The organism is Solidesulfovibrio sp. C21, assembly GCF_047785625.1.
Taxonomy (GTDB): Bacteria; Desulfobacterota; Desulfovibrionia; order Desulfovibrionales; family Desulfovibrionaceae; genus Solidesulfovibrio.
The window spans coordinates 1-15,122 of sequence record NZ_JBLODY010000040.1; the positions used below are offsets into that span (position 1 = coordinate 1).

At 60.0% G+C, this 15,122-nt stretch carries 17 protein-coding genes; 16 read left to right on the plus strand and 1 reads right to left on the minus strand.

Annotation, left to right across the window (positions count from 1 at the left end; genetic code table 11):
- Positions 1-135: 135 nt before the first annotated feature.
- Positions 136-522 carry a PaaI family thioesterase gene (locus ACMZ6R_RS12670; RefSeq protein ID WP_416111967.1) on the plus strand — a complete coding sequence of 129 codons (387 nt, stop codon included), beginning with the start codon at positions 136-138 and terminating at the stop codon, positions 520-522.
- 41 nt (positions 523-563) lie between these two features.
- A complete protein-coding gene (locus ACMZ6R_RS12675; RefSeq protein ID WP_416111969.1) occupies positions 564-773 on the plus strand; it encodes a hypothetical protein in 210 nt (69 codons plus the stop codon).
- Positions 774-783: 10 nt separating this feature from the next.
- Here the strand turns inward: ACMZ6R_RS12675 and ACMZ6R_RS12680 are convergent, their stop codons facing one another.
- Positions 784-3,288 carry a sigma 54-interacting transcriptional regulator gene (locus ACMZ6R_RS12680; RefSeq protein ID WP_416111971.1) on the minus strand — a complete coding sequence of 835 codons (2,505 nt, stop codon included), beginning with the start codon at positions 3,286-3,288 and terminating at the stop codon, positions 784-786.
- Between the two features lie 326 nt (positions 3,289-3,614).
- On the opposite strand from ACMZ6R_RS12680, the gene ACMZ6R_RS12685 reads away from it, so the two are divergent.
- From ACMZ6R_RS12685 to ACMZ6R_RS12750, 14 genes are all read left to right on the plus strand, one after another.
- On the plus strand, positions 3,615-4,025 hold the full coding sequence (locus tag ACMZ6R_RS12685) for a universal stress protein (RefSeq protein WP_416111973.1): 411 nt from the start codon (positions 3,615-3,617) through the stop codon (positions 4,023-4,025).
- A 21-nt stretch (positions 4,026-4,046) separates the two neighbouring features.
- Complete coding sequence (locus tag ACMZ6R_RS12690; RefSeq protein ID WP_416111975.1) at positions 4,047-4,346, plus strand: DVU0150 family protein; 300 nt, start codon at positions 4,047-4,049, stop codon at positions 4,344-4,346.
- 27 nt (positions 4,347-4,373) lie between these two features.
- Positions 4,374-5,396 carry a sulfite exporter TauE/SafE family protein gene (locus tag ACMZ6R_RS12695; protein WP_416111977.1) on the plus strand — a complete coding sequence of 341 codons (1,023 nt, stop codon included), beginning with the start codon at positions 4,374-4,376 and terminating at the stop codon, positions 5,394-5,396.
- A gap of 22 nt (positions 5,397-5,418) precedes the next feature.
- Positions 5,419-5,763, plus strand: a complete 345-nt coding sequence (locus ACMZ6R_RS12700; RefSeq protein WP_416111979.1) for a hypothetical protein — start codon at positions 5,419-5,421, stop codon at positions 5,761-5,763.
- Positions 5,764-5,836: 73 nt separating this feature from the next.
- On the plus strand, positions 5,837-6,088 hold the full coding sequence (locus ACMZ6R_RS12705; protein ID WP_416111981.1) for a hypothetical protein: 252 nt from the start codon (positions 5,837-5,839) through the stop codon (positions 6,086-6,088).
- Between the two features lie 13 nt (positions 6,089-6,101).
- Positions 6,102-6,974, plus strand: coding sequence for a hypothetical protein (locus tag ACMZ6R_RS12710; RefSeq protein ID WP_416111983.1), 873 nt, complete (start codon positions 6,102-6,104; stop codon positions 6,972-6,974).
- 486 nt (positions 6,975-7,460) lie between these two features.
- The gene (locus ACMZ6R_RS12715) at positions 7,461-8,819 is read left to right on the plus strand and encodes a sensor domain-containing diguanylate cyclase (RefSeq protein WP_416111985.1); all 1,359 of its coding nucleotides are present in this window, start codon (positions 7,461-7,463) and stop codon (positions 8,817-8,819) included.
- Between the two features lie 754 nt (positions 8,820-9,573).
- Complete coding sequence (locus ACMZ6R_RS12720; protein ID WP_416111987.1) at positions 9,574-10,623, plus strand: tyrosine-type recombinase/integrase; 1,050 nt, start codon at positions 9,574-9,576, stop codon at positions 10,621-10,623.
- A complete protein-coding gene (locus tag ACMZ6R_RS12725; protein ID WP_416111989.1) occupies positions 10,620-10,958 on the plus strand; it encodes a type II toxin-antitoxin system RelE/ParE family toxin in 339 nt (112 codons plus the stop codon). Before ACMZ6R_RS12720 ends, ACMZ6R_RS12725 begins: the two co-directional genes overlap by 4 nt.
- Positions 10,955-11,200, plus strand: coding sequence for a DNA-binding protein (locus ACMZ6R_RS12730; protein ID WP_416111991.1), 246 nt, complete (start codon positions 10,955-10,957; stop codon positions 11,198-11,200). The genes ACMZ6R_RS12725 and ACMZ6R_RS12730 overlap by 4 nt, the downstream gene beginning before the upstream one ends.
- A gap of 106 nt (positions 11,201-11,306) precedes the next feature.
- Complete coding sequence (locus ACMZ6R_RS12735) at positions 11,307-12,029, plus strand: hypothetical protein (protein ID WP_416111993.1); 723 nt, start codon at positions 11,307-11,309, stop codon at positions 12,027-12,029.
- A 139-nt stretch (positions 12,030-12,168) separates the two neighbouring features.
- Complete coding sequence (locus ACMZ6R_RS12740; RefSeq protein ID WP_416111995.1) at positions 12,169-12,444, plus strand: hypothetical protein; 276 nt, start codon at positions 12,169-12,171, stop codon at positions 12,442-12,444.
- The gene (locus ACMZ6R_RS12745; RefSeq protein ID WP_416111997.1) at positions 12,437-12,697 is read left to right on the plus strand and encodes a hypothetical protein; all 261 of its coding nucleotides are present in this window, start codon (positions 12,437-12,439) and stop codon (positions 12,695-12,697) included. Before ACMZ6R_RS12740 ends, ACMZ6R_RS12745 begins: the two co-directional genes overlap by 8 nt.
- A complete protein-coding gene (locus tag ACMZ6R_RS12750) occupies positions 12,694-15,072 on the plus strand; it encodes a hypothetical protein (protein WP_416111999.1) in 2,379 nt (792 codons plus the stop codon). The genes ACMZ6R_RS12745 and ACMZ6R_RS12750 overlap by 4 nt, the downstream gene beginning before the upstream one ends.
- Positions 15,073-15,122: the final 50 nt, after the last annotated feature.

Sequence of the window (15,122 nt, forward strand, 5' to 3'; positions counted from 1 at the left end):
ACTTCCGACGCCCAGCGCAAGGCCCTCCTGCCACAGTACATCGATCCCAAACGCCTGATTATTCCTGCCTAAAACTTCTGCCGCCTTCCGATTGCCCTGACAAGATGCGCCTTATTGAGCGCTTACGGAGCACCCATGCAGCGAAACACCCATCTCGACATCGACATGGCCCTTTGCGGCACGCCTGTGGAACTGTCCCCGGGCCGGGCCGTGGTCCGGCTGGCCACGCTGCCGGCCATGGCCGCCGACGACCGAGGGCTTGTCCACGGCGGCTTCGTCTTCGGGCTGGCCGACCATGCCGCCATGCTCGCGGTCAACGACCCGCGGGTGGTCCTCGGCGCGGCCACGGTCCGCTTCACCGCCCCGGTGGTCGTGGGCGAGGAGATCGCGGCCGAAGCCACCGTCACGGAGGGGGAAGGGAAAAAACGGCTGGTGGAGGTGACGGTGCGCCGCGAAGCGACTATGGTCCTTAGCGGGACGTTTACCTGCGTCATCCCGTCGCATCACGTTCTGGACCGATAACGCGCCGTCAAGGCGTCCCAGGCCTGCCGAAGGGAGAAACCATGAGCTTTACCCTGCACCAGCCCGCGCCCATCGACAAGGAACCCGAGTTCGACTGCATCTTCTGCAACAAGCCGGCGCTTCGCTCCTCGGAAGCGGCCAGCACGGAAACCACCCGTACGGTGGAGGTCTTCTGCCGGCACTGCGGGGCCAGAAAGACCGTCACGACCAAGGCCTCGGCCGACGGCAAATTCTGGGAGCCGGCCGAGTAACGCAGGCCCCCTACTCCCCCCCGGCCGCGAGCACGCCGGCCGGCGTGGGTTCGTAGCGCGTGGCCGGGCCGCTGCCCCGCCGCGCGAGCAGCCCTTTGTCCACCATGTCCCGCAGGTCGTGCACGGCCGTGCGCTGGGGAATGCCGCCGCAAAGCGCCTCGTAGCGGCCCCGCGTGACCGAACCCTCCCGCACGATGGTGGGAAGCGCCGCCCGTTGGCGCGTGTTGAGCGCCACCTGTTCCAGGGACATGGACACGGCGGCAAAGGATTCGGGCGGGGCGACGACCGCCTCGGCCGCCTGCTCCGCCGCTGCGGCGTCGAACGTGCCGCCGTCGGCTTCGAGCACGATGTCCGTATCCTGGATGACGCTGTGCTCGGACATGACCGCCGCCCGCAGAATGCAGTGCTTGAGCTCCCGGATGTTGCCCGGCCAGTCGTAGGCGGTCAGCTTGGCCAGTGCCCCCCGGGACAGCCCCAGCCCGCGCCGGGCCGTGGTGTCGCCGGCCTGCTTGAGGAAATGGTGGGCCAGGGCGGAGATGCTCATCTTGTGTTGCCGCAGCGGCGGCGTGGACACGGCAATGACCTTGAGCCTGAAATAGAAATCCTCCCGAAACGCCCCCGCGGCGATGGCCTCGCGCAGATCCACGTTGGACGCGGCAATGAGGCGCACGTCCACGGACAGCTCCTTGTCGCTGCCAAGGGGCCGCACCCGGCGCATGGCGATGGCGCGCAACAGCGCCTGCTGCACCTTGGGCGTGGCGCTTTGCACCTCGTCGAGGAACAGGATGCCGCCGTCGGCCTCCAGAAACGCCCCCTTGCGCTCGGAGCGGGCTTCGGTGAAAGCCCCCTTGACGTGACCGAAAAGCGTGTCGAGCAGCAGATTCTCGTCCAAGGCGCCGCAGTTGATCGAGATAAACGGCTTGGCCGCACGCCGGCTGGAGCGGTGGATGGCCTCGGCCACGAGCTGCTTGCCCGTACCCGTCTCGCCGGTCACCAGCACGTCGGCATCCACATGGGCCGCCTTGGCCACTTCCGCCCGCAGCCGCTCCAGAAGCGGCCCCACCCCCTTGATTTCCGGGAAAAGCCCGGCCGTTCCCCCGGGCACGGCCGGGTCCGGGCTGGCCGCCTCGCGCATGCGCACCTGCTCGATCTTCCTGTCGCGGCTCTTGATCTCGTCCCACTGGCGGCGCAAAGCCGCGATCATGGCGTTGATGGCGTTTTTTAAAAGCGTGGTCTCGTGGTCGTGGTCCGGCAGATTGAGGGGCGAAAGCCCGTTTGTGGACTCGATGCTGGAGACGGACCGGGACAGGTCGATAATGGGGCGGGTGATGGCCCGGGCGAGCAAGGTGATGAGCCCCGTGACCAGGATGATGGCCGAAAGCGTGATGATGAACACCACGTCCACCTGCTTGTAGCCGGCGCGAAGGGTCATGCGCGTCTTGTCCATGTAGGCCACGCCGGCCACCACCTTGGACGGGCCGTTTTCCGACGAGGAAAACCGCACCGGGGCATAGGGCATGTAGCTGGCGCGAAAACCGCCGACGTCGAGCTGGTCGTCGTCGGCCTGGTCGATGATGCCGCTTTTGCCCTCGCGCACGTCGCCGATCATCCGCCAATAATGCTTGTAGTGGGACTCGGGCCGGAAGGCCGAGTCCATGCCGCGCCGCCCGAGCGTGCCGGAATAACCGGCCCTGGCCAGGTACGTGGTGAGCTCCAGGTCGGTATCGCCGACCTCGGCCGACTGGAACAGCACCCAGCCCTCGGTGTCGAAGAGGAAACTGTATCGGACCTCCAGGCTGCGCTCGAAACCGTGCAGCGGCGAGTGGATGGAGTTGTACAGCGACAGGATGTTGCGCAGGTCCCGGGCCCCGAGGCTCAGGATGTACACGCCAACGATCCGGCCGGCGGCGTCGGCGCGGGGCGTGACCAGGCGATAGACCTCGTCGCCCATGGCCACGTCCTCGCCCGTGCCGAGGGTCAGGTGGTAGTCGAGCTGGGCGAGCGGACCGAGGACGACCTGGCCGGGGCCCAGCCCGCGCGCTTCCTCCACCAAACGGAAGGGACTCGGCCGGATATCCGGGATGGCGGCGTCCGGCACCCGGAACGCCTTGCCGCGCAAGGTGACGTAATAGACGTGCTCGTGGCCTTCCAGGTCCAGGTAGCCGAATTCACGATACGAAAAGGGGCGCAGGGCGTTTATGCGTGCGAGATAGCCGGCCATGGCCTCGGCGGTCGGCTTTTCACCGACGAAAAAAAGCAGGTCGCGCCGGCCCCGGGCCAAGGCGTCCTCCAGGGCTTGGGACAGGGCCAGGGTTTGCACGATCCCGCTGCGTTCCAAGGCTTCTTGCAGGAATTGTTGCGAGAAAATGTAGGTGACGTAGCCTGTGACGAGCAGGATGGCCACCATGGAGGGAATGAGCACGGCCAAAAGCTTCGTGCGCACACGCAGCTTGTTTGGCGCATAAAACGGGAGAAATCGGGCTTGTATCCGGCTGGGTATATCGATCCAGGTCATCGCCGTTCCCCTCCGTGTGAAAAAAAGAGCGAAATGCGGTCTCAGCCTTGTCGTCCCCATCCGGTCGGTATCCGGCAACAACTTGCCGGATTTCTCTTTCTACCGGAATCTCAAGAACTTTTTCGATGCAGGTCTTTTTTTCTATCCTGCCAAATCCGGCAAAGGTGTCAATACCAGTCTCCCTTATTTCCGTTAACCATGCGAAATAAAATTATTATATTTGGCAAAAAAGGTTCTTGGCATGGTGATTGCTTTTTTTGGAACAAACGCGGGGCCAGTGTGGCCCGCACCCGATTGCCGCAACCTATAACGAGAGGGCGTGCTCCATGAAAATCCTCGTGGCCATCGACGATTCCGCCTTTGCCGGAAAAGTCCTGGAAACAGCCGTTGCCATGGCCGTCGACAAGGCGGCCGAGCTCACCATCATCTCCGTGGCCTCGCTGCTCGACGATATCGACGACATGCCGCCGGGCATGAACGACAAGCTGCGGGCGGTAGCCGAAAAGACCGTGGCCGCCGCCAAGGAAGCCGCCGCCGCCAAGGGGGTGCGCGCCGAGACGCATGTGGAGCAAAGCGAATCCCCGGCCAATTCCATCGTGACCTACGCCAAGGAGATGGGCGCGGATCGCGTCGTCATCGGACATAAGGGCAAATCCAGGCTGGAGCGTTTGCTGGTCGGCAGCGTCGCCCAGGGCGTGGTGGCCCATTCTCCCTGTTCCGTGTTCGTGGTTAAATAACTGCAACCGCTGGAGGTACGTATGTTGCGTCGCACGTTATGGGTAACGGGATTGACCCTGCTTTCGGGTTTGCTCATTCCGGCACTGGCCCTGGCCGCCGGCGGCGGGGCGAGCGAACTGGTCGTCGTGGCCGACACGCGTGTCATCGCTTCGGATATCATGAAATACTTCGCCGACCTCTACAACTTCAACCCTGTGTTGTTCGCGGTATGGGCCGTGGTGCTGACCGCCGGATACGGCTGCTTCCTCGGCGTGCTCATGGATTTCATCATGTCCCGTACCGGGCTTGACCTCAAGTCCCGCAAGATCATCGAAAACTAGCGCCGCACCCTGCAAGGAGGATACGCCATGGATACCAGTTGGCTTTACCTGTACATGCCCATCGCGGGTGTGGAGATTTTGTGGCCCGGCCTTGTGCTGATCGGCTTCTCGGTCGGCGTCATCGGCGGTTTCTTCGGCATGGCCGGCGCCTGGATGGTCACGCCGGGCCTCAACATCCTGGGTTTCCCCATGGCCTTCGCCATCGGCACCGACATCGCCCACATCGCCGGCAAATCGATGATTTCCACCATGCGCCACGCCAAATTCGGCAACGTGGACTACAAACTCGGCTTCGTCATGCTGATCGGCACCATGATCGGCATCGAATGCGGCGCCCAGATCGTCATGAAACTCGAGCGGCTGGGAACCATCGGGCCGGTCGTGCGCTGGGTGTACGTGGTGCTTCTGGCCCTGATTTCCTGGATGGTCTTTTATGACTACCACAAGGCGACCAGCAAGAAAAAGAGTAGCGGGGAGAGCGGCGAGGGTCTGACCTGGTACAAGACCATGCAAAAGCTCAATATCCCGCCCATGATGTATTTCAAGACGGCCGGCTTCACCTGCTCGGCCTGGCTGCCCATCCTGGTCAGCTACCTCACCGGCGTGCTGGCGGGCTTCCTCGGTATCGGCGGCGGTCTTTTCCGCATGCCGGCCCTGGTCTACCTCATCGGTTGCCCGACCCACATCGCCGTGGGTACCGACCTCTTCGAAGTCATGATCTCCGGCCTTTACGGCTCGTTCACCTACGCCCTCAAGGGACGCATCGAGCTCGTGGCCGTCTTCGTGATGCTCTCCGGCGCGGCCATCGGCGCCCAGATCGGCACCGTGGCCACCAAGTACGCCAAGGGCTACGGCATCCGCCTGGCCTTCGGCGTGGCCGTTTTGTGCTGCATGCTCTCCATCATCCTCAAGCAGTTCAAGTTCAACGCCGCGGCCACGGTGGTCATTCTCGGCACCATCACGCTCATCTGCATATGGATCATCAGAATCATGCTGACCGGCGCGGCCCAGGAACTGCGCGCCAAGAAAGCCCGGGAACAATCCGTCTAACCCAGTCAACGGAGGAACCGCCATGCGCCGTCAACATACCATTGTCGCCCTGGCCCTGGCCCTGGCCCTCGGCCTGTTCTTCGCGGCCGGACAGGCCCTGGCCTTCAGCGTGGTCCAGGGAAAATGCCTGGAAAACAACAACGCCCAGAAAACCATCAAGGTCGAAGCCTACGACACCAACTTCGGCCCCGGGAACCCCTACGGCAAGTCCACGGGCATCCAGACCGTCTATGACGTCAGCGAGGCCAAGATCGGGATTCCGCCCCAGCCCGGCGACATCCTGCGCATCGCCTACACCGTGGAAGGCGACAAGAAAAAGGCCGCCAAGGTCATGAACGTCTCCAAGCAGGACCTGCGCAAAAAGTAACCCCCACCCCAATCGGCGGAGGCGTTCCGGAAACGGGGCGCTTCCGCCTTACTCTCCATAAGGAGTGTGCGCCATGTCCCTGTCCCACGCCGCCAAGCGGGCCGTCACCCTAATCACCATGGACGTCCTGATCATCGCCGAGCTGACCTACACTTTTTCGAAATGCTTCAACACCACGGCCGATTTTTCCGAGACGTTTCTGCACTGCTACGTGCCGCTCTTCGTGCCCACCATCGCCCTCGCCTACATCGTGCTGTGGCGCATCAAGCGCCTGGAAGCACGGGACATGAAGGCCGAACAGCGTGCCGAAACCCTGGCGCAGTAGCGCGGAGGCGGCCATGCGACACATTTTGCCGCGGCTGTCGGTGCTCCTGTTCGTCCTTTTTCTGGCATGCATCGCGGATATCGTGCTCTACCTCGTCTTCGACGCCCGCTCGGACGTTTTGCGCAGCCTGCCCGGAGAACACCATGAAGTGGTGGGCAAGCTGCCAGAATCCATCCAGAATGTTTACAACCGGTCCCGCTCCGACGATCCGGACGAGGAGAACGAGCGGATTGCCCTGCTCAACGACAAGGTGCTGGCCACCCACGCCGATGCGCCCGGCATCGCCGTCCATTTCCAGGAACTGCGCGGCCGCGTCTGGCGCGGCGTGTTTACGGTAAACCCGCAGACGCCTCCCGGCCGCTATGCCGTGACGGTCTTCCCCAAGGAACAGCTGCATCCGCCGGGACCGGACCAGGAACGCTCCATGGTGCTGGTCGACGTGTTCCCCGACGCCGCCGCCATGCGGGGAAGCTACGTGTCGCTTTCCGAACGCTTCCTGGGCCTTGGGCCCTGGTGGGTGGTGATGGCCATTATTCCCCTGGCCGCCCTGCTGTTGGTTTACGCCTACCGCCGGGCCGGCAAGGAAGAGGAGCGGCTGCATGCCGAGGGCCTCGGCCCCATCTACAAACTGGCCAAGGAGAAGGACCACTGGGACATCCTCTTTGGTCTTGGCAGCGTCCACGGGGTGCGGGAGGGCGACACGCTGTCCGTGCTCGACCCGAAACTGCGCCGGGTGGGCACGCTGACGGCCCTGCGCGTGGCCAAGGAATCCTCCGAGTCGAAAGTGGGGCTCGAGGCCGATATTTCCCCGTTCCATGTGGTGTCGCGCAAGCCCGTGCCCCCGGATGCGGCCGGAGACGCCGCCCCGGGCGATGTGGACGGCTGACGACGGATCACGGCACAGGTCCCCCCGCACGCTCGTGGCGCGGCGTGGCGGGCAATATCCCGGAAGAAAAAGACAGGACGGCCATAAATGCGGATGAGGCCGGGGAGAGAACATCTCCCCGGCCTCGTCCGCATTTGGGGGCGATAGGCGGGCAGGCCGTCCCCGGACCGTGCCCCACGGAGCCAACAGTCCCCATAGCGGGCGCACCCGACAGGAAGGCGAGAGGGAAGGAAGGCTGTAGGCACCTTGGTCAGCGCCCACATTTTTCCTCAGAGGTCGTGAAGCCAAGGGCATAACAAAGTGTTGCAACGGACCGTCTTCATGAGCTACTATTTTATCTAACATATTTTATATATAGTACATTCGAACAAATTTAAATAACTCATTCGAAGTGCATAATTGCAGAAGCCTGAAATTTGCAATCCATTCGGAGAAGGCGCGGTGGATCAACTCCCACAATTATTACGAGACAATGAGACATGGCTTATGGAGCGTATTCTTTCATATGCCAAGCGACATAACTTTACCAAATATACTTCAACATTACTTGATGCTTGGCGTATGTCCATATCCGGCCTGACAACTGCCCTGTGCATGGCTCGTTATAGGCATGGGGAGGGAGAACCTCAATTCAACCCGGATGAAGACTACACCGCCGATTCCGTTACAGAATTTGGAAGACTCGAGGCTAAGCGACATCGTGAGCGCGGTATCAACCTGGCTATGTTTCTTGGACTTCTCAAGTATTATAGAGATACATATATCGATCTGGTAACAGCTAAGGGTGCTGAAAAATTAAAACAATCATGGATTCGTTTTATCTTGAGGAGCTTCGACCGCTTTGAAATCGCCTTGTGCGCCGAGTGGGTAACCACCGAAGACTCCGAACAAATGTCAAGACTTGAAAAGGCAAATCGCCGTCTTTCAAATGAAAAGAATAAGTATCTTACCGTATTTGAAAGTACTCCTCGTCCTGTTTTTTTGGTCGACAAGGAAGGCTTGCTCGACAGCATGAACCTTTCAGCCACAGAGTTATTTGGATTAGATATGGACTCAGGAGAAATGTATTACTCTGGAGGGCACAGTACGTTAAACCGGAAAGCCGAGGGACTTCGTAAGCCTCTCGATGATTATTTGCCTTGGTTGAAAGAAGAAGTAAGTTCATTTTCTGCAAGAGATGCTCTTTCACATAGAGTAGAGGTAAGGATCGACTCCTTCGGTGCAAATCAATACTTCGATGTGTTTCTTGCCCATATGCTGGATGTATCAGGCAAGTTTTCTGGAATTTTGATAATTCTTGACGACATCACCAGACGAAAGCAACTGGAATTTCAGTTAAACCATCTCGCCACAACCGACGCGCTTACTGGGGCGAACAACCGTCATCGATTCCTGGAAAGAGCCGAGGAGGAAATTGTTCATTCAGAACGCTATGGCCGACCTGTATCTTTTCTTATGCTTGATATCGATCATTTTAAAATCATCAATGACACTTTTGGACATGCCATAGGCGATGATGTCCTCAGAGCCCTTTCTACAGAATGTCGAAAATTGTTTCGCCAGACAGACGTGTTTGGAAGGGTTGGAGGCGAGGAATTCGCGGCGATTTTACCTGAGACCACTGCAGAAACAGCGCGACAGGTCGCTGAACGGGTCAGGCAGACTTTGGCTCAATTAAAGCTCGACGAACCTGATTGCGATATTTCATTCACTGTATCCATTGGAATAGTCGAACGCAAAGATGGCCAGAACCTTTCCGATATTATGTATTATGCCGACAAGGCTCTATATGAAGCAAAAAACGCAGGAAGAAACAGGGTCGTTTCCTGGGAGGAAAAGACCTGAACACAACTCGAATCACTGACTATAAATTGAAGTTGAATAGATTCCCACAAGCAGGAAAACATCATGTCGAAGAGGCGAATATTCTCCCCACAGTATACTGAGCACTTTTCTACCGGAGCAACGCATACTCATTAAACCCAACCTGCAGATCCACAAGAAGAGCCCCCCAATCTTCCAGGGAAACGTGGCCTGCGCTTGTCTCTTTTTGGGGTCAACTTTCGACGGAAGCCGATCTGTACGCACAGACGACCGGAATAAGCCCCATTCCAGCCCGTTATTGCCGCAAAGAGTGGGACCATGGCGGGACCAGAAGCGACCACCAAAGCAATAAGGGAGCTAGGTTATGCACCTAACTCCCTGGACTTGCTGGTGGGCCATCAAAGACTCGAACTTTGAACCAACGGATTAAGAGTTCTTTGTAAAGGCATTCACTCTGGTTCACAAGAAGTCACGAAACCCTTGACTTGTCACGCTTTACGCCCCATTCTCTCCTTACAAGGCTTCACACGGATTCACCCCGTTTCCCCTCTTTTTGGGGGACAGGTGGGGGACAAAATCCCGGGGGACAAAAATGGGCTACACCTGGAAGCAAACCAAGCACGAAGGCGTCCGGTATCGTGAACATCCGACCCGGAAGCACGGTGTAAAGCCCGACCAGTATTTTGCCATCCGATATCGCGTGGGAGGCGTTCGTCGGGAAGAGGCGCTTGGGTGGGCAAGTCAGGGATGGACCGCCGCCAAGGCTGCTCAGACCTTGGGCAAGCTCCAAGAGGCCGCCAGGACGGGCGAAGGGGCTACCAGCCTTGCCGAGAAGCGCCAGAATGCCGAGGCCAAGCGCCAAGAGGAAGCCGAGGCCCGAGCCCTTGCCGAGCGCGACAACGTGACATTCGGCCGGGTGTTCCTTGACGACTACTTCCCCATTGCCAAAAAGAACAAGGCTAAGCGGTCCTGGCAGAAGGAAGACCAGTGCTACCGCCTGTGGATTGCCCCGGTCCTGGCAGACAAGCCCTTGAAGGCCATTGCCCCGATTCACCTTGAGCGCATCAAGAAGAACATGGCGGATGCCGGCCGGGCCGCGCGATCCATCACGTACACCCTGGCCGTGGTGCGGCAGGTGTTCAACTTCGCCAGGGACCACGACCTGTTTGCCGGGCAGAACCCCGTGACCAAGACCAAGAAGCCGAGTTCCGACAATCGCCGGGTGCGGTTTTTGTCCCATGAAGAAGCGGACCGGTTGCTAGCCGCCTTGGCCGAGAAAAGTCCTCAGGTGCGGGATATGGCGCTTCTGTCCCTGCACTGCGGGCTTCGGGCCGGGGAAATCTTCGCCCTGACCTGGGGCGACGTGGACATGGAACGCGGCGTCCTTTGCCTGCGTGACACTAAATCGGGCAAGACCCGGGCGGCCATCCTGACCGATGCGGCAAAGTCCATGCTGGCGGACAGGGAGCGCCGAAGCCCCGCCGACCTTGTGTTTCCGTCCGAGACGGGGGAGCGAGTGGGACAGATATCACAATCCTTCATCAAGACCGTGAACGCCCTTGGCTTCAACGATGGCGTGACCGACGCCCGGCAAAAGGTGGTGTTCCATAGCCTGCGGCACACATTCGCGTCTTGGCTGGCCGAGGCTGGCACGGACCTCTATGTGATCCAGCAACTCATGGGCCACCAGTCCTTCGCTATGGTGCAGCGATATGCCCACCTGTCCCCGGACACCCTGCGCCGGGCGGTCAAGGGCCTTGAGGCCGGGATGGACGCGGCCAGGGCAGGCGGGAAGGTGGTGCGCTTGGGAGGCGGCACGAAATGACGCCGATTGCTGTTGCCCGCGAGGTCCGCTTGTATGTGGCCGAGGATGGCCGTTGCCCGTACAAGGAATGGCTGGAGGCCCTGCGGGATATTCGCGCTCAAGCCCGGATCGGTCAGCGCCTTGACCGCTTGGCGACCGGGAACCCTGGCGACGTGAAACCGCTTGGCGAAGGGCTGGCGGAACTTCGCATAGACTGCGGCCCCGGCTATCGGGTCTATTTCGGCCAGCACGGGCAAAAGCTGGTCATCCTGCTGTGCGGCGGGGACAAGACGACCCAATCGGTAGACATCAAGACCGCCCGGCGATATTGGGCGGATTGGAGGAACCGGCCATGAAGGATATTTCCTACGACGATCACATGACCGAATGGCTCCGCGACCCCGCCCATGCTGCCGAATACCTGAGCGCGGCACTTGAGGACGGCGATTGCCCGGCCCTGGCCCTGGCGATTGAGCGCGTGGTCAAAGCCCAGTCCTTGGAGTCCGCCGACCTGCCCGCCGAGGGCCTGGAAGCCCTGTGTCGCCTCAAGCCCTTTCTCGACGGTCTGGGTATGCACTTGGCTGTGACCGCCAGATAAAAGACCTTTCCCCCGGCGAGGTTGCGACTGATCATCGTGGCCGAAAAGCGGCATCCTGAACCGCCTGCCGGGGGATTCTTTCAGGGACCCCTTACAGGGAGGGAACATGGGTAATTCGCACGGTGACCAATTACTTGACAAATGGATCTTTTTTAAAATGGACGCTTTGCTTGCCAATCAAATATGGGAGACTGTTGCGGAAGAAAGGCTTGGGGTTAGTCGGCAGAATGGTGAAGATTTTAAATCGCTACTGACTCGCATTCAGAAGGATAAAGTTGTTCAAGAAAAGCTTCGCAATATCGATACGTTTGCACATAGTGTCTGTAGGCATATAGAACTTATGAAAAGACGTCTTGAGAGAGCGCAGCCCAACAAGAAAGCTCTTGACGATATATCAAAAATGCGTTCCGAATTCAGTTCAGTTCTATTTCATTTAAAAAGAATCATGGACGGGGAAGTTGATATTGCTGGAGAGGAATACAATTCATTGCTTGACATTGAAAGCGGTGTTTCTGAAAATACGGAATGGTCAAAATTTTATTCTGAGTGTCTTAGAGAAGCGACATGTGCAAGACACTCGCTTGAACGGCTCAACACATTTCTTGAAGCCAGGGAAAAGTCACTACCCCTTTCAAAGGGACGCCCCAAGACAGATCAACATGGATTTGTTAAGGTCCTTGCCTTTCTATACAGAAGATACATAGGCCGGCCATCATCATATGAAAATGGTCCATTTGCCGAAGTCGTACGCATCGCCTTAGCTGCCGTGGGGCTCCCTGCTGACGACCCTTCGAGGGCGATACGGGCAGCCCTAAATGACATTCACTGACAAAAAGCTGAAAAGGGAAATGTTTTTGTCAGCGAATACCCGACATAACAAGCCGAGATAGATTATTTTCGTCTCTCAATAAATTTTCTCCCCGCGTCTATTCCTAGGGCATCAACCTTTTTGAAGGAGTTTGATGCCCATGGAAAACGCAGCCCTTTCTATCAACTGGGAAGAAATTCTCCCCCAGGAAACTCGTCTTTATTTTCGTCACCGTTGGCCCGAGTATGCCACTCGGTACGGCCTGCCCTTCTCGCGTGGGACTCTTCAAAACCTCGATAGCGAGGGCCGAGGCCCTGATGCTGTCGTGGTAGCCGGCAAGGTCGCTTATCGCCGCGAATCCCTGGTGGAGTTCCTGAACGCCTTGCCTGTCGCGCGCTTGTCCAAGAAGCGGATCGGAGGGCGTGACAATGCGTAAAAACACAAAACCCGACCTGTGGCGGGCCGGGCTTTGCGGGGAAGACAAGAAAAACTGTGGTGGTTTTCTTCTGTCATCCCTGCGCCGCTCCGTCAACCGTTTCCACATCGCCGGTCTTCTTTTCGGCCGCGATCTCATCTTGGCCGGGCTGGCCTGCTTGGGCTGGCCGTGGTCGCACCAGCTTTCGCTCTGGGTGGACTGGCTCGACTACCGGGCTGAGGAACTGCGAGAGCGGCAGGGGGCGCGCCTGTGATCGACTTCAAATCCATCAACGCCGCTACACTCCCGCGCCTGGGGGACCTTCTGCCCCGCTGGTTACCCGGTGGGCGGGCCGAAGCCGGGGAATACGTCTGCGCCGCTCTCGAAGGTGGCCAGGGCCGGTCTTGCTCCGTGAACCTGGAAACGGGAGCCTGGGGCGACTTTGCGACCGATATCAAAGGGGGCGACCCTATTTCCCTGTGGGCCGCTATCCGGGGCATCAAACAAGGTGAGGCTGCCCGGGAACTTGCCCGGGACCTCGGCCTTGAGGCGGATAAGCCTCCCAGGAACAACCGTCGCCGCATCGTCGCCAGTTATGATTACCTCGGCCCGGACGGTAAGCTGATCTTCCAGGTCACGCGCTGGGAGCCGAAGACCTTCACGCAGCGCCGCCCGGACGGGAACGGCGGCTGGATCAACTCCGTTAAAGGTATTGAGCTAGTGCCGTACCTTCTGCCGAGCGTTATTCAGGCGAAGGCCGTCTTCATCGTCGAAGGTGAAAAAGACGCCGAAGCCCTGGTCGCTCTTGGCCTAGCTGCGACCTGTAATGCCCAAGGCGCTGGGAAATGGCGTCCCGAGTACAATCGCCACCTTGCCGGCAAGCGTGTCTGCATCCTGCCAGACAACGACGTCCCGGGCCGCAAGCACGCCTACGACGTGGCCCGACAACTCCATGGACTGGCCGAGGTGGTCAAGGTCCTCGAATTGCCCGGCCTGCCGCCCAAGGGCGACGTGTCCGATTGGCTGGCCGCCGGGGGGACGCGGGAAAGCCTGCTGGAACTGGTCAAGGCCGCGCCAGCTTGGGAACCGTCCGCCGAGGCCCCAAACGGCCAGGACACGCCCGGGGGCACTCAGGACAAGGGAAAGCCCATTCGCCTCATCAACGGGGCCATGAGCGAAGCCGTAGACGCCTGCGAAGCGGTGCTTGCCCGGCCAGACCTGCCCACCGAATACCGGAGCTTCCAGCGCGGCGGCCAGCTTGTGCGCGTGGCGACCCTGCCGGCATCTGCCATGGCTGACGGCGTTTCGCGTCCGGCCGGGGCCGTGGTCATCATGGAAGCGCAAAGGGCGTTCCTTATGGACGTTCTCGGCCGCTTTGCCAGTTTCGAGAAATTCAACGCTAGGTCCGAGGCCTGGAAGCCTGCGAACCCGCCCAAGGAATTGGCCGAAACCATCCAAGCCCGTGCCGGCCTGTGGCCCGTGCCGCCGCTGCGGGGCGTGGTGGCCTGTCCTACCGTGCGGGGCGATGGTTCGTTGCTGCTGACTCCTGGCTATGACGCCGCCAGCGGTTACTTCATGGCCCATGGGTTGACCGTCGAGGTCCAGGACGCCCCCGGGCTGGATGAGGCCCAAGCGGCCCTCGACACCCTGGCGGACCTCCTGTCCGGGTTCGCCTTCGTCGAGCCGGTAGACTGCGCGGTTGCCCTGGCCCTGATCCTGACCGCCGTTACCCGTCCTGCCCTGGCTGCCGTTCCCATCTTCGCCATAACGGCCCCGGTGCGGGGATCGGGCAAGTCCACGCTTATGGACATTGCGGCAATCATCGCCACAGGCCGCCGGTCTGCCGTTCTTTCGGCCACGGCCGACCATGCCGAACTGGACAAGCGCCTTGTGGGCTGTCTTCTGTCCGGGGACGCAATCGTGAACCTGGACAATATCAATGGCAATCTTCGCTCTGACCTCCTTTGTCAGGCTACGACCTCTGAAGCCGTGAAGGTTCGCCCCCTGGGGGCATCCTCTCAGGTGGAAATACCCAATACGGCCCTTTGGAGCGCAAACGGCAACAACCTTTCCTTGGCTGGCGACCTCTCGCGCCGGGCGGTCCTGTGCCGCCTCGATCCGGGCATGGAGCGACCCGAGGAACGGACGTTTGCCTTCGATCCTGTGGCCAGGGCCATAAAGCGCCGACCCGATTATGTTGCCGCCGCCCTGACCGTCGTTCGCGCCTATGTCGCCGCTGGCCGACCGGGCCTCGACCTCGCGCCATTTGGGAGCTTCGAGCGGTGGTCGGCCATGGTTCGTGCCGCCATGGTTTGGGCTGGGGCTGCCGATCCATGCGAAAGCCGCGCTGCCGTCATGGAAGACGACCCCGAGGCGGCCATGCTGCGGACCCTGCTGGCTGCGTGGTGGGAGCGGTTCGGCCGAACCCCGCGCACAGTGAAAGAGATCGTCCGGGCCGGCGAGGAAGAGGAAAGCCCCCTGGCCGAAGTCCTGCACGACATCGCCGGGGAGGGCCGGGCCATCAATACCCGCCGCCTGGGGTGGTGGCTGCGCCGGCAGGCTGGCCGTATCGTGAACGGATTGAAGCTGACTCAATATGGTTCGGTGTCTGGTGTTGCTCAGTGGAAGATGCTGCCCAGTGCCGAGTAGTGGGTTTTATAGGTTTCATGGGTTTGGTCTATCTAACGCGGGAAATTTCG

Bases quoted from the DNA above. Each gene is read 5' to 3' on its own strand.
- ACMZ6R_RS12745 (WP_416111997.1), top strand. From the start codon at position 12,437: ATGCGTAAAAACACAAAACCCGACCTGTGGCGGGCCGGGCTTTGCGGG.
- ACMZ6R_RS12680 (WP_416111971.1), bottom strand. From the start codon at position 3,288: ATGACCTGGATCGATATACCCAGCCGGATACAAGCCCGATTTCTCCCG.
- ACMZ6R_RS12695 (WP_416111977.1), top strand. From the start codon at position 4,374: ATGGATACCAGTTGGCTTTACCTGTACATGCCCATCGCGGGTGTGGAG.
- ACMZ6R_RS12710 (WP_416111983.1), top strand. From the start codon at position 6,102: ATGCGACACATTTTGCCGCGGCTGTCGGTGCTCCTGTTCGTCCTTTTT.
- ACMZ6R_RS12715 (WP_416111985.1), top strand. From the start codon at position 7,461: ATGGAGCGTATTCTTTCATATGCCAAGCGACATAACTTTACCAAATAT.
- ACMZ6R_RS12685 (WP_416111973.1), top strand. From the start codon at position 3,615: ATGAAAATCCTCGTGGCCATCGACGATTCCGCCTTTGCCGGAAAAGTC.
- ACMZ6R_RS12690 (WP_416111975.1), top strand. From the start codon at position 4,047: ATGTTGCGTCGCACGTTATGGGTAACGGGATTGACCCTGCTTTCGGGT.
- ACMZ6R_RS12725 (WP_416111989.1), top strand. From the start codon at position 10,620: ATGACGCCGATTGCTGTTGCCCGCGAGGTCCGCTTGTATGTGGCCGAG.
- ACMZ6R_RS12670 (WP_416111967.1), top strand. From the start codon at position 136: ATGCAGCGAAACACCCATCTCGACATCGACATGGCCCTTTGCGGCACG.
- ACMZ6R_RS12675 (WP_416111969.1), top strand. From the start codon at position 564: ATGAGCTTTACCCTGCACCAGCCCGCGCCCATCGACAAGGAACCCGAG.
- ACMZ6R_RS12705 (WP_416111981.1), top strand. From the start codon at position 5,837: ATGTCCCTGTCCCACGCCGCCAAGCGGGCCGTCACCCTAATCACCATG.
- ACMZ6R_RS12740 (WP_416111995.1), top strand. From the start codon at position 12,169: ATGGAAAACGCAGCCCTTTCTATCAACTGGGAAGAAATTCTCCCCCAG.
- ACMZ6R_RS12700 (WP_416111979.1), top strand. From the start codon at position 5,419: ATGCGCCGTCAACATACCATTGTCGCCCTGGCCCTGGCCCTGGCCCTC.
- ACMZ6R_RS12735 (WP_416111993.1), top strand. From the start codon at position 11,307: ATGGGTAATTCGCACGGTGACCAATTACTTGACAAATGGATCTTTTTT.
- ACMZ6R_RS12730 (WP_416111991.1), top strand. From the start codon at position 10,955: ATGAAGGATATTTCCTACGACGATCACATGACCGAATGGCTCCGCGAC.